16 protein-coding genes are annotated in these 20,086 nt (G+C 67.8%); 10 read left to right on the plus strand and 6 right to left on the minus strand.

All coding sequences use genetic code 11. From position 1 onward, the window contains the following. Nucleotides 1-275: 275 nt before the first annotated feature. On the plus strand, nucleotides 276-863 hold the full coding sequence (locus tag JYG37_RS16765; RefSeq protein ID WP_213345624.1) for an RNA 2'-phosphotransferase: 588 nt from the start codon (nucleotides 276-278) through the stop codon (nucleotides 861-863). A gap of 19 nt (nucleotides 864-882) precedes the next feature. Here the strand turns inward: JYG37_RS16765 and JYG37_RS16770 are convergent, their stop codons facing one another. Continuing rightward, nucleotides 883-1,299 carry a DUF3995 domain-containing protein gene (locus JYG37_RS16770; RefSeq protein ID WP_050010881.1) on the minus strand — a complete coding sequence of 139 codons (417 nt, stop codon included), beginning with the start codon at nucleotides 1,297-1,299 and terminating at the stop codon, nucleotides 883-885. 287 nt (nucleotides 1,300-1,586) lie between these two features. Here JYG37_RS16770 and ald point away from each other — a divergent pair, with 287 nt between their 5' ends. Further along, nucleotides 1,587-2,702 carry an alanine dehydrogenase gene (ald, locus tag JYG37_RS16775; RefSeq protein WP_050010880.1) on the plus strand — a complete coding sequence of 372 codons (1,116 nt, stop codon included), beginning with the start codon at nucleotides 1,587-1,589 and terminating at the stop codon, nucleotides 2,700-2,702. Nucleotides 2,703-2,976: 274 nt separating this feature from the next. Here ald and JYG37_RS16780 read toward each other — a convergent pair whose 3' ends face one another. The 3 genes from JYG37_RS16780 to JYG37_RS16790 form a co-directional block, all read right to left on the minus strand. After that, a complete protein-coding gene (locus JYG37_RS16780) occupies nucleotides 2,977-3,369 on the minus strand; it encodes a TraR/DksA family transcriptional regulator (protein WP_050010876.1) in 393 nt (130 codons plus the stop codon). A gap of 384 nt (nucleotides 3,370-3,753) precedes the next feature. After that, complete coding sequence (locus JYG37_RS16785; RefSeq protein ID WP_124554169.1) at nucleotides 3,754-5,160, minus strand: undecaprenyl-phosphate glucose phosphotransferase; 1,407 nt, start codon at nucleotides 5,158-5,160, stop codon at nucleotides 3,754-3,756. Nucleotides 5,161-5,171: 11 nt separating this feature from the next. Then, entirely contained in the window at nucleotides 5,172-5,954 is a 783-nt protein-coding gene (locus tag JYG37_RS16790) for a Crp/Fnr family transcriptional regulator (RefSeq protein ID WP_050010874.1), read from the minus strand. Between the two features lie 916 nt (nucleotides 5,955-6,870). Here JYG37_RS16790 and JYG37_RS16795 point away from each other — a divergent pair. From JYG37_RS16795 to JYG37_RS16820, 6 genes are all read left to right on the plus strand, one after another. Beyond that, nucleotides 6,871-7,653, plus strand: coding sequence for a Crp/Fnr family transcriptional regulator (locus tag JYG37_RS16795; protein WP_175976075.1), 783 nt, complete (start codon nucleotides 6,871-6,873; stop codon nucleotides 7,651-7,653). 180 nt (nucleotides 7,654-7,833) lie between these two features. Next, entirely contained in the window at nucleotides 7,834-8,085 is a 252-nt protein-coding gene (locus tag JYG37_RS16800; RefSeq protein ID WP_006490451.1) for an acyl carrier protein, read from the plus strand. Then, nucleotides 8,082-9,278 carry an acyl-CoA dehydrogenase family protein gene (locus JYG37_RS16805; protein ID WP_124554167.1) on the plus strand — a complete coding sequence of 399 codons (1,197 nt, stop codon included), beginning with the start codon at nucleotides 8,082-8,084 and terminating at the stop codon, nucleotides 9,276-9,278. Before JYG37_RS16800 ends, JYG37_RS16805 begins: the two co-directional genes overlap by 4 nt. Further along, complete coding sequence (locus JYG37_RS16810; protein WP_213345625.1) at nucleotides 9,275-10,258, plus strand: amino acid--[acyl-carrier-protein] ligase; 984 nt, start codon at nucleotides 9,275-9,277, stop codon at nucleotides 10,256-10,258. Before JYG37_RS16805 ends, JYG37_RS16810 begins: the two co-directional genes overlap by 4 nt. Beyond that, the gene (locus JYG37_RS16815; protein ID WP_124554165.1) at nucleotides 10,255-11,310 is read left to right on the plus strand and encodes a DUF1839 family protein; all 1,056 of its coding nucleotides are present in this window, start codon (nucleotides 10,255-10,257) and stop codon (nucleotides 11,308-11,310) included. Before JYG37_RS16810 ends, JYG37_RS16815 begins: the two co-directional genes overlap by 4 nt. A gap of 29 nt (nucleotides 11,311-11,339) precedes the next feature. Beyond that, entirely contained in the window at nucleotides 11,340-13,793 is a 2,454-nt protein-coding gene (locus tag JYG37_RS16820; protein ID WP_502775479.1) for a glycoside hydrolase family 2 protein, read from the plus strand. Nucleotides 13,794-13,834: 41 nt separating this feature from the next. Here JYG37_RS16820 and JYG37_RS16825 read toward each other — a convergent pair whose 3' ends face one another. Next, on the minus strand, nucleotides 13,835-15,226 hold the full coding sequence (locus tag JYG37_RS16825) for a sigma-54 dependent transcriptional regulator (RefSeq protein WP_175976070.1): 1,392 nt from the start codon (nucleotides 15,224-15,226) through the stop codon (nucleotides 13,835-13,837). 1,198 nt (nucleotides 15,227-16,424) lie between these two features. On the opposite strand from JYG37_RS16825, the gene JYG37_RS16830 reads away from it, so the two are divergent. Both JYG37_RS16830 and JYG37_RS16835 read left to right on the plus strand, forming a co-directional pair. Further along, nucleotides 16,425-17,003 carry a GNAT family protein gene (locus tag JYG37_RS16830; RefSeq protein WP_050011082.1) on the plus strand — a complete coding sequence of 193 codons (579 nt, stop codon included), beginning with the start codon at nucleotides 16,425-16,427 and terminating at the stop codon, nucleotides 17,001-17,003. Continuing rightward, nucleotides 17,000-18,577 carry a mannose-1-phosphate guanylyltransferase/mannose-6-phosphate isomerase gene (locus JYG37_RS16835; RefSeq protein WP_050010866.1) on the plus strand — a complete coding sequence of 526 codons (1,578 nt, stop codon included), beginning with the start codon at nucleotides 17,000-17,002 and terminating at the stop codon, nucleotides 18,575-18,577. Before JYG37_RS16830 ends, JYG37_RS16835 begins: the two co-directional genes overlap by 4 nt. A 62-nt stretch (nucleotides 18,578-18,639) precedes the next feature. Here JYG37_RS16835 and JYG37_RS16840 read toward each other — a convergent pair whose 3' ends face one another. Then, the gene (locus tag JYG37_RS16840) at nucleotides 18,640-19,926 is read right to left on the minus strand and encodes a right-handed parallel beta-helix repeat-containing protein (RefSeq protein ID WP_050010865.1); all 1,287 of its coding nucleotides are present in this window, start codon (nucleotides 19,924-19,926) and stop codon (nucleotides 18,640-18,642) included. Nucleotides 19,927-20,086: the final 160 nt, after the last annotated feature.

Consider the following 20,086-nt stretch of genomic DNA (forward strand, 5'->3'; position numbering starts at 1 on the left):
AGCGCAACGCGCACGACCTCTTTCGGGTCCGGCGACGAGTGCGGGCGAATTATAGCTGGAACCGGTTCCATTGCCAGGGGGTTCAATGCAATTCAGTGCATCGAAATTAGCAACAATGGGAAATTCGGAAGCCGGAATGTGCAAGGATGGCGAGATAGCGGACAGCTTCCCGGCCGGGCGGACGATCAGCTGCGGCGCGCGCGTGTCGCTTTCCGGCGACGTCCGGACAGATGACGGTATCGAGTTGCAGCGCGCTCTGGTAGCCTCCGCAACTCATGAATACCGAGAAAAACAAACAGCCGGCGCCCGATGCGACCGGCATCAGCAAATATCTGAGCTACCTGCTGCGCCACGAGCCGCAGGCCATCGGCCTCCAACTGGACACCGAAGGCTGGGCCGACATCGACGAACTGATCGCCGGCGCCGCCCGTCACGGACGCCAGCTCGATCGCACGACGATCGAAAGCGTGTGCGCAACCAGCGACAAGCAGCGCTTCGCGCTGTCGGATGACGGTCAACGCATCCGCGCGGTACAGGGCCATTCGACGCCCGCCGTGCAGCGCCAATATCCGGCCGCGCAACCGCCCGAGCGCCTCTATCACGGCACGGCGACGCGCTTCCTCGATTCGATTCGCGCGCAAGGGCTGAAACCCGGCGTCCGTCATCACGTACATCTGTCGGCAGACGTCCGCACGGCGCTGGCCGTCGGTGCGCGCTACGGCGTGCCCGCGATCCTCGAAGTCGATGCGCGGCGCATGCATCGGCAAGGCCATACGTTCTTCGTCGCCGAAAACGGCGTCTGGCTGACCGATGCCGTGCCAGCCGAATACGTAGCGTTGATCGACGATACGCGCACGGAGTGAGCCGTGCGCCGGCCGCCACTCACCACGGCCAGAACATCGACGCGATCGACAACGCCAGCGCCGCGCACAGCGGCGAGTAATACAGCGTGTCCATCCGCGCGAAACGCGACCCGCGAATCCGCTTGAAGAAGCCGACGTAGCGGAAATCGCCGACGGCCCGCACCGCGAAGATCAATGCGAGCGCAACGACCGCGAACGCGATCGTGCAGGGATACGCGTTGCGCCCGAGCCAGCCGGCACGCGCGGCGACCACGCCTGCGCCGCCCAGCAGTGCCGCCGCGACGGCAAGCGTGCCGACGGCAGTCGGCCGCAACAGCGGTACGCCGTCCTGCTCCGGAATGGCCGCACGCTTGCCCAGCCGGCCGCCGAACGCCCAGTAGACGTGCACGAGCGCGATGGCGCAAAGCGTCGGCACGCTGAAATACGCACCTGTCATGTCGATCGATGTCCTCGTCCCGTTGTGTTGCCGAAAGGATTCGGCACGCGGCCCCGGCCCGCGCCACGCACGACGATACCGAAACCCGGCCACGCGCGCATTGCGACGTCCGGTCGCAACCGGTCGCCGCGCATGCTGCGCTGCAGTGCGGATGCGTCGTCGCGCGAGCCGGCTGCTTGACTTCCCTCCGCGCACCACTACGCTGTTATTCCAGTACTGCGATCGGCACGCCGCTGTGCAACCGGCTGCCCGCACGACGACGATAACGAAGGCCATGGAGGCGACTCATGCTGATCGGTGTGCCGAAAGAGATCAAGAACCACGAATACCGCGTCGGCCTCACGCCGGCCGGCGCGCGCGAACTCACGCGGCACGGCCATCGCGTGCTCGTGCAGCGCGGCGCGGGCACGGCGATCGGCCTGCTCGACGACGACTACACGGCCGCGGGCGCATTGCTCAGCGACGGCGCGGACGAAATCTTCGCGCGCGCCGACATGATCATCAAGGTCAAGGAGCCGCAGCCGGCCGAATGCGCGATGCTGCGGCGCGGCCAGATCCTCTACACGTATCTGCATCTCGCGCCCGATCCCGATCAGGCCGCCGCGCTCGTGAAATCCGGCGCGGTCTGCATCGCCTACGAAACCGTGACGGGCCCCGGCGGCGGCCTGCCGTTGCTCGCACCGATGAGCGAAGTCGCGGGGCGCATGTCGATCCAGGTCGCGGCGACCCACCTCGAAAGCCCGCGCGGTGGCCGCGGCGTGCTGATGGCCGGCGTGCCGGGCGTGCCGGCCGCGCACGTCGTCGTGCTCGGCGCGGGTGTGGTGGGCACCGGCGCGCTGCAGATGGCGGTGGGCCTGGGTGCGCGCGTCACCGTGCTCGACACCAACGTGAACCGGCTGCGCCAGCTCGATCTCGTGTTCGCCAACCGGATCGCGACCGTCTGCTCGAATGCGCATACGGTCGATGAAGCCGTGCGCGATGCCGACGTCGTGATCGGCGCCGTGCTCGTGCCGGGCGCATCGGCGCCGCGGCTCGTCACGCGCGACATGATCGCGACGATGCGCAAGGGGGCGGTCGTCGTCGACGTCGCGATCGACCAGGGCGGATGCTTCGAGACTTCGCATGCGACCACGCATGCTGCGCCGACCTTCGTCGTCGACGGGGTGGTCCACTACTGTGTCGCGAACATGCCCGGCGCGGTCGCGCGCACGTCGACCTTTGCGCTGAACAATGCAACGCTCGGCCATGCGCTCGCGCTCGCCGACAAGGGCTGGAAACAGGCGATGCTCGACGATCCGCATCTGCGCGCGGGCCTGAACGTGTGCGACGGCCATATCACGTACGAAGCGGTCGCGCAGGCGCTCGGGCTGCCCTACGTCCCGGCGACCGGCGTACTCGGATGACCTTGCCGGCATGAGTCGAACGCGTGGCGGCCGGGCGCGACGCGTTCACGCACCCTTCGACCGGCTCCGCTGCGTGCCGCTGCCGCCGGTGCTGCCCGCACCGCCCATCGTGCGCGCCAGCGCGGCTGCGGTTGCGCGAGCGTGCGCGTGTTCAGCACGTCATGCCGCGTCAGCCAGCCGCGCCCGATCGACGGAATCTTCCCGGGATTGTCGCCGTTCGCGATCATCGTCCGGATGTCGCGGCCATGGTCGGCGAGCGTACGCACGCACGACGTCAGAGCGATGCGCGCGGGGTCGTCGCGTAGCGCCGCTCGTAGAGCGACTGGCAATGCGTGCAGCGTTCGGCGGTCGGGCGCGCCAGCAGGCGCTCGTAGCCGACCGAGCCGTCGCAGTCGATGCATTCGCCGTAACTGCCGTCGCGCATCCGCTGCTGCGCGCGGCCAACCGCGCGCAGCTCGGTCAGCTTCATGCCGATCAACGCATGGTCGACGTCGACGAAGAGGTCCGCGTTCGCCTCGTCGCCCTCGTCCGGCGCCGCGCCGGCAAGCTCCGCATAGGATTCCGACGCGCGCTGGTCTTCGCTCGCGCGGATCTCCGCACGCAGCGCCTGCTCGCTCTCGTTCAGCCGCTGCTTCAGCGTCTGCCGTTGTCGTGGGTCGAGCGACATGGCTGTCTCTCCTGTTCCGGGTTCCGCGCGAAACAAGAGCGGCGCGCGGTATCGCACCGGTGCGCGGCGCGCAGGCATGACCTGCGCGGTCGCATCCGGATGGGCGGCCGGACGCGAAACGCCGGACGCATTCGACGCAGGATAAACCCATTGAACACGCGTGTGTTGACCGGAATCAGCGTGCCGTTCACGCAGCGGCAGCGGTGCGGAAACTGGGGACGGACGCGCAATCCCCGCCTTGCGGCGCGGGCGGCGCAGCGCGTCGGCACACCCGCAGCGCAGCAATTTCCCGTGCGGTCGCCGCGGTTCTTTCCGCGCCCGCGGACCGGCATCGCGCGGTCGATACGATCGCTCGCGCAGCGCTGCTGCAATCATTCGGGATCCTCAGAACGCGTTGCGCCCGATGAAGCCGCGCACCACCGTCAGCAGGATGATCTTGATGTCGAACCAGAAGCTCCAGTTCTGCATGTAGAACAGATCGAACTTCACGCGCGCCGCCATCGCCTCGACCTTGCGCGTTTCACCGCGATAGCCGTTCACCTGCGCCCATCCGGTGATGCCGGGCCGTACGCGGTAGCGGTACATGTAGCAGTCGATCAGTTGCCGATACAAGTCGTCGTGTTCGATCGCGTGCGGACGCGGGCCGACCACCGACATCTGCCCGAACAGCACGTTGAAGAACTGCGGCAACTCGTCGAGCGACGTGCGCCGCAGGAACGCGCCGACGCGCGTGATGCGCGAATCGTTGCGCGACGCCTGCCGCACGACGCCCGGCTGCACGCGATGCACGCGCATCGTCCGGAACTTCAGGATGTCGAACTCGCGGCCGTCGACGCCCTTGCGGCGCTGCCTGAACAGCACGGGCCCCGGCGACGACAGCTTGACCGCGATCGCGAGCATCGTCAGCAGCGGCAGCAACGGAATCAGCACGCCGAACGCGAACAGCCGGTCGAACGCGAACTTGGCCCACAGCTCAGGCGCGGAGCGCGGCGTGGTCGCGAGATTGATCGCCGGCATGCCGAGCACGTCGGTCGCGGAACGATCGACGACCGCCATCTGCCGCACGTCGGGCAACAGCCGCAACTCGACGAACTCGTCGCGCAACTCGCGCACGATCCGCTGGATCCGCCACTCGTGCGACATCGGCAGCGTGAGCCATACCTCGTCGATGTCGCCGCCGCGAATCCGCTCGCGCAACGCGTTCCAGTCGTCGATCACCGGTACGCCGCCGATGCCGCCCGCGGCGGCCGGCGCATCGTCGTCGAACACGCACGCGGCCGCGAACGGGCCGTTCGGCGCGAGCTGCATCCGCTCGATCGCCACGCGCCCGTAAGCCGTCGCGCCGACGATGGCGACGCGGCGCTGCCGCGCACGCGGGTCGCCACGCGTCAGCGCGAACGCCAGCAGCGCCGCGCGGCCGAGCAGCAGCGCCGCGTCGCCGGCCAGCACCGTGCGCGCGATCCAGCGGGTCGTCACGGTGCCGCCGCGATTCATGATCCACATCGTGCCGGCCACCGTCAGCACGCTCGCGCACACCACGGCCACCAGCGTGTGTGTCAACACGTGCGCACCGCCACGCACCGCCACGCCGCCGCGCACGGTGCGCAGGTAGCGCGGCAGCAGCGCCACCGTCAGCACGCACAGCAGTGCGATCGCGCCGCGCTGCGCGTCGGACAGCGCATGCCAACCGGGCCCCGACGCCGCCTGCGCGGCGAGCGCCCCGGCCAGCACGAGCACGACGTCGGCCGCCGCGATCGCGGCACGCCGGATCGCATTCGTTCCACCGGACATCGACTGCATCGTCACGCACCATGTGCGGGGAATCCGCGGTACGCGTCCGGCATGCGCGGGCGAATCGTCGCCGGCCTCGCATGCTCGCGCGTGCCGAGCAACCGCCGATAGTCGGCGCGAATCAGGCTGTAGCATTCGCACGCGTGATGTTCGAGGCCGTCGCGGTCGAGCACCGTGATGCGGCCGCGGCGTTGCCGGATCAGCCCGGCTTCCTGCAGGTTCCCGGCCGCTTCCGTCACGCCTTCGCGCCGCACGCCGAGCATGTTCGCGATCGTCTGCTGCGTGACGGCCAGCTCGTCGCCGTCGATCCGGTCGTGCGCGAGCAGCAGCCAGCGGCTGAGCTGCTCGCTGACCGAGTGATGCCGGTTGCACAGCGCGCTGCGCGAGATCTGCGCCATCGTCGCCTGGCAGATGTTGAGCAACAGCCGGTAGGTCTGCGCCGACCGCTCGAATTCGGCGCGCATCACGCAACTCGGCACGCGATAGGCCATTCCGCCGATGCGCACTTCGACCCGGCTCGACGCGGCGATACCGCCGACCAGCGTCCCCAGCCCGACCACACCCTCGCGGCCGACCACCGCCACCTCGACCATCGCACCGTCCTCCATCAGGTGCTGCACCGACATCATCGCCGTCGTCGGAAAATGCAGATGACGCATCGGCTCGCCGACCCGGTCGAGCATCCCGGCCTTGATCCTGACCAGTTCGAGATGCGGGGCGATGGCGCGGATGCTGTCCTCCGGGAGGGCAGCAAGAATGGCGTTCGCCGAATAGCTCGAGTGAAGATGAAGCATGTCTGTATCCCTTTTATCGTCCGCGCCGCCAGCGGCAGGCACGGAACTCGTTATCGCGATGCGCGCCCGGACGTTGACAGCGGTTGCGGCCCACAACCGTGAATCCGACTGATCATCGGCATGTCAACGCCGAATTGAGTCGACTGCCCCGTTTCGACACGCCAGCCCGAATAAGCGATTTACGTGCCAATAGCCGCCCGTCCTTAATATATGAATCACATCCGATTTAGAGGCCCTGAATAACCGACCCCAAAACCGAAAAAACGTCTCATTTCCGGACACTCCCCCATACGGCGGACACAGCACGCATTCGACTGATCAATTCCCGCGCGCCGGCTCGGGACGCCGGCGTTGCGGTCGCGATGCTTATCGTTCAAATACTTACAGCCGATTTTCAATTGTTTCCGTGATGTGCGGCGCAGCATTTCCCGGCGTCGCCGCACCGCACACGCTCGTTTCAAACTGTCTCAAATTTGAATCGGCACACTAATTCCCCACTCTGTCCACCACCGCACATATCGCCTGCAAGCCGTTGATATAAATACAAAATCTGGATGACCCCATTTATTTGTCAAATAATGTTCAATGTCTTCCCGCCACTTTCTCTGTACGATTCGTCACGTTGTCCGATTGATTCCGGTCGACATAGAATGACAAGCAGGTTCACGATTCCATTTCCGGATGATTAATTCCGGAGAAAGGAATTCTTAAATCGACATAACGTTTGCGTGCAGTCGAAATCGTCAAACTTTGTGAAATGGCAAAAGGTCGAATTGGCCGAATTCAATTGCGTGCTAGCCTTTTTCGCGAGTATCGTCATTCCGTTTTTTTGATCAACAAAGTCCGCACGATCGTGCGATTTCCATTCCGGGATTCGCCGCAACGACGCGCGACCGCCCACCTGCGAGGATGCGCCGTGACTCATCAGGCCACCGACGCCGTCGCTTATGCGAACGGCATGATCGAACTTTCCCACAGCTTCGACGCCAACCGGTTTCTCGCGGCCATCGACCGCGACGAACTCGCCACGCTGACGCCCCACCTGCAACTCGTTCACCTGAAATCCGGGCAAGTGCTGTGCGAACCCGGCGAAATGCTCGCCGCCGTCTACCTGCCGGTCACGACCGCGATTTCGCTGCAGTACGTGTCGTCCGGCGGCATGACGCTGGAAGTCGCGGAGATCGGCAGCGAAAGCGTGGTCTGCGACGACGTGATCGGCGGCAGCGGCCGGATGCCCTGCCGCGCGGTCGCGTGCCGCGACGGCTTCGTCTACCGGCTCGACCGGCGCGTCTTCGCGACCGCGTTCGAGGCGTCGCCGGTGATCCGCCATCTCGTGTTCGTCTGCGTGCGGCTGCTGATGGCGCAGGTCGCGCAGATCACGTTCTGCAGCCGTCATCACGTGCTCAAACATCAGTTATGCAGATGGTTCCTGCTCGCGTTCGACCGCACGCGCAGCATCGAGATCCAGGTGACGCACAGCATGCTCGCGCAAATGCTCGGCGTACGACGCGAAACGGTCACGGACGCCGCCGGCGAAATCCAGAAGCTCGGCCTGATCCGGCAATACCGCAGCTCGATCGAGCTCGCGGACCTCGACGGCCTCGAAAAAATGTCGTGCGGCTGCCGCGCGATCGTGCGCGACGAGATGAAGCGCATCCTGTCGGCCGACTCCGGCGTGCCGGCCGCGTCGCGCGCGTGATCGGCGCGCCGGGTCGGGGCGGCGCTTCGGCGCCGCCCGCGTGCCGGGTCAGCCGTTTGTAGGGTGGCGAACAGAACGCCGGGGCTGCCGATGGTCTACTGATGCCGGACTGCCGGGGGGATGTCAGCGCTTATCGCGCGTCTGCCCGAGCGGACGACACCACGCACGCCGGAGCAGCACGTGAAAAACGAAATCAGAACCATCCTGAAGCACGTCGCCCATCTCGAAGCCGCGATCGACTCGATCGGCGACGGGGACGACCTCTACGAAGCGGGCCTCTCCTCGCTCGATACGATCCAGCTGATGCTCGCGATCGAAAAGCAGTTCAACATCGAGATTCCCGACGAGATGCTGAACCGCAACCTGTTCCGCAGCATCGACGCGCTCGCGGACACGATCGCCACGCTGCAACGCACCGAGCACTCCGCATGAGCGCGCTGCTTCCCGAACTCGCGTCCGACAGCGATTCGCATCGGCTCGACGAGGCCGCGCATGCCGTTGCGCAGATCGCCGCGCAGCATGCCGATGCGGTCGATCGCGACGCGCGCTGCCCCGTCGAGGCAATCGAGGCGATGCGCGCGCGCCGGCTGCTCGGCGCGATGGTGCCGGCCCATCTCGGCGGCGCTGGCGCGTCGCTGGAAGACGTCGCGTCGGCCTGCTCGATCCTCGGCCAGGCGTGCGCGTCGTCGGCGATGGTGTTCGCGATGCACCAGATCCAGGTGGCGTGCATCGTCGACCATGCCGCCGACCAGGGCTGGCACAAGCTGTTCCTGCAGCAGCTCGTGCGTCACCAGTGGCTGCTCGCGTCGGCCACGTCGGAAGACGGCGTCGGCGGCAACCTGCGCGCGAGCCAGTGCGCGCTCGAGATCGACGGCGGCGGGTTCCGGCTGCACAAATCCGCGCCGACGATCTCGTACGGCGACTACGCGGACGGCATTCTCGCCACCGCGCGACGCGATGCGGATGCGCCGGCTTCCGAGCAGGTGCTCGTCACGCTGCTGCGCGACGGCTATACGCTCACGCGCCGCGGCGAATGGGACACGCTCGGCATGCGCGGCACGTGCAGCAACGGCTTCGTGCTCGACGCGCAGGGCGCCGCCGTGCAATGCCTGCCGGTGCCGTTCGCGAAGATCGCCGAGGAAACGATGGTGCCGGTCTCGCACATCCTGTGGGCCGCGGTGTGGATCGGCGTGGCCGGCGACGCGTTCCATCGCGCGCACCAGTTCTTCCGCGCGCAGGCGCGCCAGACCGATGGCGCGCCGTCGCCCGCCGCGCGGCGCATCGCCGAATCGCTCGCGCTGATGCAGGCGATGCAAGCGCGCGTCGACAACGTGCTGCGCCTCCACGCGAACGCGTCGGCCCGCTCGTGGTCGGCCGGCATGGCATGGGCCGCCGAGATCAATACGCTGAAGACCTACGTGTCGGCGACCGCGCTCGAGGTCGCGCACCAGGCGATGATGATCTGCGGGATGGCGGGCTACAAGCAAGGCACGCCGTTCAGCATCGGCCGCCACATTCGCGACCTGCACGCGGCGCCGCTGATGATCAGCAACGACCGCATTGCCGCCAACACTGCGAGCCTGTTGCTCGCGCTGCGTCCCGCGACGCTGGAGAAACATACGTGAACGATCGCCTCGCCGTGCCCTCTGCCGCTTCCGCCCCCTCCGTTCCCGCCGACGCACCGTTCGACCGCGCGGGCATCAATCCGCTGCGCGACGCGCTGATCGATGCCGGCCTGCTGGTCTCGACCGGCATCCAGGGCCTGTTCGGCCGCAGCGAACGATTCGAGCGCGTGGTCGAAGCGCTCGACGCGTTCGTCACTCGCCTCGGCGCCGACCAGCAGGCCGAAGTGCTGCGCTTCCCGCCGGCGATGAGCCGCACCGAGTTCGAGCGCAGCGAATACATGAAGAGTTTTCCGCAACTGGCGGGCAGCGTGCATGCGTTCTGCGGCGACGAACGCCAGCATCAGCGCGTGCTGCAATGCCTCGATCGCGGCGACGACTGGACCGAAAACCAGAAGCCGACCTACGTCGTGATGACGCCGGCCGCGTGCTACCCCGTGTATCCCGTCGTCGCGCGCGCGGGCGCGCTGCCCGCCGACGGCCGGATCGTCGACGTGTTCTCGTACTGCTTCCGTCACGAACCGTCGCTCGACCCGACCCGCATGCAGTTGTTCCGGATGCGCGAGTACGTGCGGATCGGCACGCCCGAGCAGATCGTCTCGTTCCGCGAGACATGGATCGAACGCGGCACGCGGATGATCGACGCGCTGCGCCTGCCGAATGCGATCGATCTCGCGAACGACCCGTTCTTCGGGCGCGGCGGCAAGATCGTCGCGGACAGCCAGCGCGAGCAGAACCTGAAGTTCGAGCTGCTGATTCCGATCGAGCACGACGACCGGCAGACCGCGTGCCTGAGCTTCAACTACCACATGGACCACTTCGGACTGCTGTGGGACATCCGCACCGCGACCGGCGATGTCGCGCACACGGGCTGCGTCGGCTTCGGCCTCGAGCGGCTCACGCTCGCGCTGTTCCGCCACCACGGCTTCGACATCGACGCATGGCCGAGCGACGTGCGCGACGTGCTGTGGGGCGCGCGATGAGGTTCGTTTCCCGCGACGGCGAAGACGCGTCGTTCGAGGGCGTGCGCCACCGCGCGCGCCACTACCGGCCGCACCCGCTGCACAGTCAGGAGATGGTCTGGAAGCAGACCAACTGCTACGTCGACATGTGGCTCGAGGTGCTCCGCTGGTGGGGCCTCAATCCGTATGCAGCGCTGCCGTTTACGATCGCGCTCGATTTCGAGGGCGACCAGTTCACGTTCTTCAAGTTTCCGCACGACGAACTGGAGCGGCTCTACGGGATCGTCGTGCAGGAGCATTCGATCTACGAGCCGCTCGACCAGCACATCGAGACGCAGGTCGCGCGTGGCCACCTGATGATCGTCGAGGTCGACGCGTGGTTCCTGCCCGATACGCGCGGCACCAGCTACCGCACGCAGCATACGAAGACGACGATCGGCATCGACGCGATCGACCGCGAGAAGCACCAGATCGGCTACTTCCACAACAGCGGCTATTACGTTGCCGAGGATTTCGACTACAACGGGCTCATCGGCGCGAGTTCGCCGATGACGCTGCCGCCGTATGTCGAATGCGCGAAGCGACGCTTTGCGCCGCTCGACGAGCGCGCGCTGTGCGAAGCCTCGCTCGCCGCGTTGCAGCGCCACCTGCGGCGCCTGCCGGTCGTCGATCCGATCGCGGCGTTCCGCCGGCAGTTGCAGACCGATGCGCAGATCCTCGCGGAAGCGCCGCTCGAACGCTTCCATGCGTACTCGTTCAATTCGGTGCGGCAGCTCGGCGCGAATTTCGAACTGTTCGGCCACTATGCGCGCTGGCTGCACGCCAGCGGCTGCACCGGGCCGTTCGCCGAGATCCGCGCCGCGTGCGATCGCATCGCGTCCGAAGCGATGGTGCTCGAATTTCGGCTCGCGCGCGCGTGCGCACGCGGCAAGGAAGAGCGCGGCGATGCGACGCTCGAAGCGATCGAGGCTGCGTACGCCGACCTCGTCGCGTGCGCGCGGCAGATCGGCGCGCCGCTGCGGCACGTGACGCCCGTGCGCGCCGACGCAGCGCCCGTGCCGGCCATGCGGTGACGCGCGCGCGCACGCTGCCCGCATGGTCGATGCGGGCGACGGCCGCGGGCGCCGTGCGCGAGCCGCGCGACCTCCCGGCCGACCACGACGGCTGGATCGCGGCGCCGGTGCCCGGCACGGTCGCGCAGGCGCTCGCGCTGTCCGGCCGGCTCGACGAAGCCGCGTCGCTCGACGAGCGCGACCACTGGTATCGGCTCGAACTGCGCGGGCGCGGGCTGCGCATCCTGCGCTTTCACGGCCTCGCGACGCTCGCGCAGGCCTGGCTCGACGACACGCCGATCCACTGCTCGGACAGCATGTTCGTCGCGCACGACGTGCCCGTGTCGCTCGACGGCACGCACCGGCTGACCGTCTGTTTCCGCGCGCTCGCGCCGCACCTGCGCGACGCGCGCGCGACGCGCCGTGCACGCTGGCGCACGCGGCTGGCCGAACCGGCCACGCTGCGCACGATCCGCACGTCGCTGTTCGGCCATATGCCGGGCTGGTTCCCGCCGTATGTGCCCACCGGCCCATGGCGGCCCATCGACGTGCTCGATCCGTCCGACGGGCCCATTCTTACCGATTGCAAACTGCATGCACGCGTCGAAGGCGACACGGGCTGGCTCGATGCGGAACTGACGTTCGCCGCGCCGCTGCCCGACATGTTCGCGGCGCGGCTGTCATGCGGCGAACATCACGCGACGCTCGAACGCGCCGGCGCCGACCGGCTGCGCACGAGCGTCGCGATACCGAACGTGCGCCGCTGGTGGCCGCATACGCACGGTGAACCGGCGCTCTACGAGATCGCGCTGCATATCGGCGATGCGCGCCGGTCGCTGGGCTCGACGGGTTTTCGCACGATCGACGTCGACGCCGGCGCCGACGGCAAGGGTTTCGGACTGCGCATCAACGGCGTGCCCGTATTCGCGCGCGGCGCATGCTGGAGCAGCGCCGCGCCGCTCGCGCTGCACGCGGACGACGCGACCTACGGCCGCCTGCTGGGGCTCGCGTGCGACGCCGGCTTCAACATGATTCGCGTCGGCGGCACGATGACCTACGAGGCCGACGCGTTCCACGCATGGTGCGACCGGCTCGGGCTGCTGGTCTGGCAGGACTTCGGTTTCGCGAACTTCGATTACGCGCTCGACGATCCCGCGTTCGCGGCCAACGTCGATCGCGAGGCGAGCCAGTTCCTGTCGCGTCACGGCCCTTCGCCGTCGCTTGCGGTGCTGTGCGGCGGCAGCGAGATCGCGCAGCAGGCCGCGATGTCGGGGCTCGGGCCGAAGCAGCGCTTCGTCGAGCTGACCGCCGACCGGCTGGCCGGCCACGCGGCCGCACACCGCCCCGACGTCCCGTACGTGCCCGATTCGCCCGACGGCGGCGTGCTGCCGTTCATGCCGCGCGAACGCGTGTCGCACTACTACGGCGTCGGCGCGTATCTGCGCCCGCTCGACGACGCGCGCCGCGCGGACGTGCGCTTTGCGAGCGAATGCCTCGCGTTCGCGAACGTGCCGGGCGATGCGACGCTCGCGGAACTCGGCTGGCCGGGCGTGCACGAACCGCGCTGGAAGGCGGCCGTGCCCCGCGACCCCGGCACGTCGTGGGATTTCGACGATATCCGCGACCATTATCTGCAGACGCTGTACGACGTCGTGCCCGACCGGCTGCGGCGCGAGGACCCGGCGCGCTACCTCGAGCTGTCGCGTGCGGTGATCGCGGACGTGATGCGCGAGACGTTTTCCGAATGGCGGCGCACCGGTTCGCGTTGCGCGGGCGCGCTCGTGTGGCAGTTCCAGGACGTGATGCCGGGCGCCGGATGGGGCGTGATCGACGCCGCGCACCGGCCGAAATCGGCTTGGTATGCGCTGCGTCAGGTGCTGCAGCCGATCCAGGTGCTGCTCGTCGACGAAGGCCTGAACGGGCTCGACGTGCATGTGGTCAACGAACGCCCGGCGCCGCTGTCGGCCGCGATCGAGCTGGTCGCGCTGCGCGACGGCCGCACGCCGGTCGCGCGGGCCGGCTCCCCGGTGCGGATCGCCGCGCACGACACGGTACGGCTCGGCTCGGCCGAGCTGCTCGGCCGCTTCTTCGACTGGACCTACGCGTACCGCTTCGGCCCCTGCGAACACGATACGGTCGTAGCGACCTTACGCGCCGACGACGGCACGCTGCTGTCGCAGGCGTTCCATTTTCCGTCCCGCACGCATCCGGCCGTGCTGGCGCGTCGCGAACCGGGGATCGAGGCATGCGTGTCGCGCACCGGCGCGACCTGGCACGTCGACATCGACACGCGACACGTCGCCCGCCACGTGCAGATCGACGCGCCGGGCTTCATGCCGAGCGACGACTGGTTCCATCTCGCGCCCGGCACGCCTGCGCGCATCGCGCTCATTCCATTGCGAACCGACGGGAAGCTCGCGGCGGCCGACGACTACGTCGCGCCCACGGTGGAAATCCGGGCCGTCAACGCCGCGCGCGCGGTGCGCGCCACGCAGGCCGGCTGACACGACGCTCGCGTCCGGCGCGAGCGTCATGCTGGCGCATATCAGTCGGACGAGCCCGTCCCGCGCGGTCGCTCGATGCCGTACGCCTCCATCCAGCGATACAGCGTCGCGCGCGACACGCCGAGCTCGCGCGCCGAAGCGGCGACGCGTCCGCGCGTCCGCAATAACGCGGTTTCGATCGCCTCGCGCTCGATCGACTTGCGGATGTCGGCGACCGACGGCGACGCCGCATCGAGACAGTATTCGAGCTCGAGATCCTGCGCGGTGATCAGGCGCCCCTCCGTCATCACGACCGCACGGCGCACGCGGTTGATCAGTTCGCGGACATTGCCCGGCCAGTCGTGCTTGTAGAGCGCCGTGATCGCATCCGTCGAAAAGCCGCGCACGCGATGGCGCGCATCGCCGCGGAAGCGTTCGAGCATGTGGTGCGCGAGCAGTTCGATGTCCTTGCCGCGCGCGCGCAGCGGCGGCTGGTCGATGCGCATCACGCACAGCCGGTGGAACAGGTCGGCGCGGAAACGCCCTTCCTCCATCGCGTCGCGCAGGTCGACGTGCGTCGCCGACACGATCCGGACATCGACCGGCACCGGATCGCTGCCGCCAAGGCGATGAATCGAACGTTCCTGCAAGAACCGCAGCAGGCTCGCCTGGCTTTCATGCGGCAGGTCGCCGATTTCGTCGAGCAGCAGCGTGCCGCCGTTCGCGGCCTCGACGTAGCCGATCTTGCGCGCGTTCGCGCCGGTAAACGCGCCGCGCTCATAGCCGAACAGCTCGGACTGCAGCAGATGCGGCGGAATCGCGCCGCAGTTGACTGCGACGAACGGGCCGTTGCGTCGCTCCGAATGACGGTGGATCGCGACGGCCGTGAGCTCCTTGCCGGTTCCCGTTTCGCCGAACACGAACACCGGTGCGTCGGTGCGCGCGAAACGCCGCACCGTATCGAACAGCCGCAACATCGCGCTGCAGGTGCCGACGATGCCCTTTTCCTCCGATTCGAGCTGTTCGCGATCGCGCGCGAACAGGCACTCCATGCCATAGGCATGGCCGACCGTATCGGCGATCCGCTGGTGCGACGCCGGCAGCGTCACGTAGTCGAAGCAGTAGTCGCGCAACAGCGCGCGCACGTTCGGCGACGCCGTCTGGCCGACGTCCACGAGCGCCACCCAGACGACGTCGCGCATCGACGCGCAGGTCGACGCGATGCTGCCGATCGCATCGGCATGGCCACCGCTCAGATCGAGAATGCCGCAGGTAATTTCGCCGGACGTGTCGCGCAGGTCGTTCGCATGCGCGACGACCGTCACTTTCCAGTCGCGGCGCGACAATTCCTTTCGCAGCATCACGGACGGCGACTGCGTCCAGTAAATCAGCGGACGCTGCCCGTTACCGCTCCCCGCGCCGGCGCTCTTATCGCGCGTTATTGGCATATTCATAACGAACCGTCACTCTCTGCACTCCGCGAACCGTCCGCGTGCGCTGCGGCCGGCGGCGCATGGCCGCCCTTCCGCGCTGCGTTTCCGCAGCCTTGGCGAAGATCGAAACTGCACACGGCGAAAACCCCCGGAGGTCGAGCCGGATGTCATCCGGCCTCGTTGTCATCGAACTCGAACGGAATGCGCGGCTGCGGGAGCCATGACATTCCGGCTTTGAAGCGACCCGCCGTCAGGCGGGGCACGCCGGCAAACGGACATTCCGTCCGCATGTGCGTCGCGTCGTACACGACAGTCGCGCCCGATGCTGAACCGGAGGGCTGCCAAACCGCGCCCGGATTGACCGCCCCATTTCATCCGCACCTGAATCTACACCCCGTTTCGAGATGACCTTGTTACCAAAAGATAATCCTGAATCAGTCGGTTACGCTGCCCGTGGCCCCGCGCTGCGCGCTTTTGACCACTGAGATTTGATTATCTCCGACCATTCCCGTCAATCAGTGGCAAATACTACTTTTCCGCAAGATTGATACGATCGATTACCTGCGATTTTCACCGAAATCTCCCAAAAGTGCGTGGGACCGCGCGTCCGGACCGCATAATCGCGCGCGCCGGCGGGTCGCCGCATCGCCTTGCGCCGGCGCGCGGGCCGCCCGGCCGTTACACGTCGTAATCACCGGCCTCGCGCCGCGCAGCCTCTTTTCGGCGAATTCCCCGCCGACAGGCTCGGGTGCCGGGCGCCGGGCATCGGACGCACGCCCGCGCGCCGTGCGGTGCAGCATGACGGCCCTCCCGGCGCGATCGGCCACCGCGCACGTCACGACCCGAAGCAAACGCACCAGCCGATCACCACGACGGTGCAAGCGCGCGACCGGCCGGTCGCGAACCACCGCAATCCTCGGTCCCGCGTCCCGGTGACCCGTTTTGCGCGCGATGTCGGTCGCGCCTCATTGCAGGCCGCCACGATGAAGCAATTATGAAAAGGCACCGGCCCCGACGGTGTGTGCTATCGCACATTGCGACGCTCCCGTGACGCGCACGTCGCGTCGTATCCCGCGCCGTGCATGCGAATCCGGAGCGTGAGTACGCTTTCGAACAGACCGCCGCACCCCGCATCCGGATGATGAAGATCGCCGCGCCGCACGGAACGACCGCGTCCGTGCGGCGCGGCGTGCCGAAGGCATCACGCGAGGACCGCATCATGGAATGGCATTGTTGTGAATTCGAACACCTGAGCGCCGTCGATCTCTACGCAATCCTGCGCGCGCGCAACGCCGTGCTGGTGGTCGAGGATGCGCACACGCATCTCGACATCGACGGCAAGGACGCGGGCGCGCTGCACGTCTATGCGAGCGTGCGCAACGGCGACACGACGGAAGTCGCCGCGTACGCGCGCATCCTGCCCGGCGACGACATCGATCCGGACGTCGTGATCGACAAGGTGCTGACGAGCGAAAGCTGCCGCGACGACGACACGCTCGAACGCCTGATCGGGCGCGCGCTCACCGCCGCGCAGGCCGCATGGCCGGACACCGCGGTGCGCACGCACGTCCCCGCGCCGCGTCAGGCATTCTACAAACAGTTCGGATTCCGCAAGGCCTACGGCCCGTATCTCGAACAGGGTGCGCCGTTCGTCGGCCTGGTACGGTCGGCCGACCGTGCAGCCGGCGCGCTGCGTCACCTGCTGTCGCGGGCCGTTTCCGTCTCCCGCAACGACGACACGCGCGCGGACGGCCGCGCGCGCACCCGGCTACCCGCCGATACCGGAGCGAACCGATGACCCCTACCCTTCGCCCGGTTCCCGAACCCGATCTGCCGAGCATCCTGCCGGTGATTCTCGCCGGCGGCTCCGGCACGCGGCTGTGGCCGCTGTCGCGCGAGCAGTATCCGAAGCAACTGATCGAGCTGGTCTCGAACGAGTCGCCGCTGTCGGCGACGGCGCGCCGCCTGAACGGCATCGCGAACGCGTCGCTCGGCGATACGCTGCTGCTCGTCTGCGGCGAACAGCATCGCTTCATGAGCGCCGAGCAGGTGCACGGCCGCTCGGCGCCCGCCCGCATCCTGCTGGAGCCGGCCGCGCGCAACACCGCGCCCGCGCTGACGCTGGCCGCGCTCGACGCGAGCGCGCTCGCGGACGACCCCGTGCTCGCCGTGATGCCGGCCGATCACGTGATCGTCGACGTCGGCGCGTTCCAGGACGCGATCGCACGCGCGGCGCGCTATGCGCAGGAAGGCGCGATCGTCACGCTCGGCGTGCTGCCGCGCCGCGCGGAGACGGGCTACGGCTACATCCAGGTGGGCGAGCCGCGCTCGGGCCGCCACGGCAGCCAGGGCGGCTACGCGATCGGGCGTTTCGTCGAAAAACCCGATGCGGCGCTGGCCGAACGCTATCTGCAATCGGGCGATTACTGGTGGAACAGCGGGATCTTCGTCACGCGCGCATCGGTCTGGCTGAAGGCAATCGGCGCGCTCGCGCCGGACATCCACGCCGCCTGCGAGAACGCATGGCGCGCGGGCGTCGCCGACGATCCGTTCTTCCGGATCGATGCGGCGGCCTTCGACGCGTGCCCGTCTGATTCGATCGACTATGCGGTGATGGAGCGCCTCGCGCAACACGGCGAGCTCGGCATCGAAGGCATCGTGGTGCCGCTCGCGGCCGGCTGGTCGGACGTCGGCACGTGGGACGCGATCTGGGAAATCATGCCGAAGGACGATCAGGGCAACGTCGCGCGCGGGCCGATCGTGTTCGAGGATACGCAGGACAGCCTCGTGCGCTCCGAAGGCCGCCTCATCGCGTGCGTCGGGATGAAGGACGTCGTCGTGATCGAGACGGCCGATGCGGTGCTGGTCGCGAACAAGCACGACGTGCAGCGCGTGAAGAACATCGTCGCGCGCCTGAAGACCGACCAGCGCCCGCAGGCGAGCGAGCACCGCAAGGTGCAGCGGCCGTGGGGCCATTACGATTCGATCGATTTCGGCGAGCGCTTCCAGGTGAAGCGGATCGTCGTCGAACCCGGCAGGCAGTTGTCGCTGCAGATGCATTATCACCGTGCCGAGCACTGGATCGTGGTGCGCGGCACCGCGAAGGTCACGCGCGGCGCCGAGACGTTCCTGCTGTGCGAGAACGAATCGACGTATATCGCCGTCGGCGAAGTGCATCGACTCGAGAATCCCGGCCGGATTCCGCTCGAAATCATCGAGGTGCAATCGGGCAACTATCTCGGCGAGGACGATATCGTGCGGTTCGACGATCAGTATGGGCGGGCGGTCGTCGGGACGGTTCAGCCATCGTCAAGGACGACTTCCGCGCAACCCACGCCGGTCGTATCGCTCTCGGCCGGAGAACCCGGTTAGCCGGACGAGCGTCGGACAGGTGCATGCGAATCGCGCCGGCGCGTTGGCCGCGCCCCGCACGATCAATCGACGCCGCGTTGGGACCAGCGCGCCCGTCTGACGGATTCGCGCACGCGTGGCAGCAGTGACGTATCGGCGCCGACGGCGTCGGGCGCGCCCGGCCGAGACAGGCGCGTGCTCGTGCACGGCGCGCCCCTTGCCCGATGGTTCGCGGACGAACCCGCGGACGCGCCGGCGGCGCAATCCGGTTCAGGTCCGGCCCGCACCGGCATGCCGCCGATCCCCGACAGCTGATTGTCCGCCAGCCGTATGTCCGACACGTTGCCCCACAACCGAATGCCATCGAATCGCGCATTCGAAACGCGATTGCCGATCACGGTCACGCGCGACACCGAACCGGACCACGTGCTGACCTCGATCGCTGCTTGCTGCGTGAGCGGACGCGAATCGGTCCGACCTGTCGCCGTCTGAATATCGGCAATCACGTTGCGCTCGATCCGGACGTCAGACGAGCCGACCGTGCGGTTGCTGTCTTCCTGAGCGACGAGAATCCCGGCGCTGACCTGCACGTTGCGCACGATGTTGTTTGAAATCGTCACGTTCGCGCCGCCGACGACGGTGATGCCACGGCCCCACGGGTTGCCTTCCAGCGAGTTGCCGGTAATCATCACGTTGCGGGTCAGCACGCCTTCCGCCTGGTAGCTCACGACGGCGATCATGTCGTCGCCGGTTCCACGCACGACGTTGCCCTGCACCAGCACGTTGCGCGAGCCGTGCGTCATGTGAATGCCGTCCGCCAGCGTCGACAGCACCTCGTTGCCGACGATCGCGACATCCGCACCGCCGAACACGAAAATGCCCGCGCCTGCGCCACCGTCGACGATGTTGTCGAGCACCTGCACGTCGCGCCCCGTTACCTCGATCTTCGTCGACTCCGGCGTCGTGAGACGCGTGGTGCCGGTTCCCGTGAGCCGGAACCCGACGAGCGTCGTACCGTCGCCGTGCAACTCGATCGTCTGATCGTTCGGCGCTGTCGCGATCAGCGTCGCGCCGAAGCCCGACAGCACCACACGCGCCTGCCGCACGACGAGGGACCGGCCGACGACATACCGCCCCGGTGCGAATACAAGCCGCTGCCCCGGCCGCAGCGCGTCGAGCGCGCGTTGCAGCGCGTCGCCCTGATCGGCCGCGGCGGGGTCCGGACGCACGTACGCGTCCGGTACCGCCGCATCAAGCGCGGCCGGTTGGGTCGCGGAGGTGGCGGGCGCGGCGAGCGCCGGCCACGATAGCGCGCCCGCCATGCACATGCCGGCGACCACAAAGCGCGACAGGCGTTGCAATTCATGCATATCGTATCGTTTCCCTGACAAGTCTTCGTGCACGTCGAACCGCACGTATTGACGGCCGGCTGCGTGGCCTGTCCGCTAAGCCGACGAAAGCGGCGATGCTCCAACGTCGATTAGATCAGGGGCTCCGAACGGCTTCGGTGCGTCATCAGACCAAGCGCTC

Source organism: Burkholderia sp. LAS2, assembly GCF_018417615.1.
Classification (GTDB): Bacteria; Pseudomonadota; Gammaproteobacteria; order Burkholderiales; family Burkholderiaceae; genus Burkholderia; species Burkholderia sola.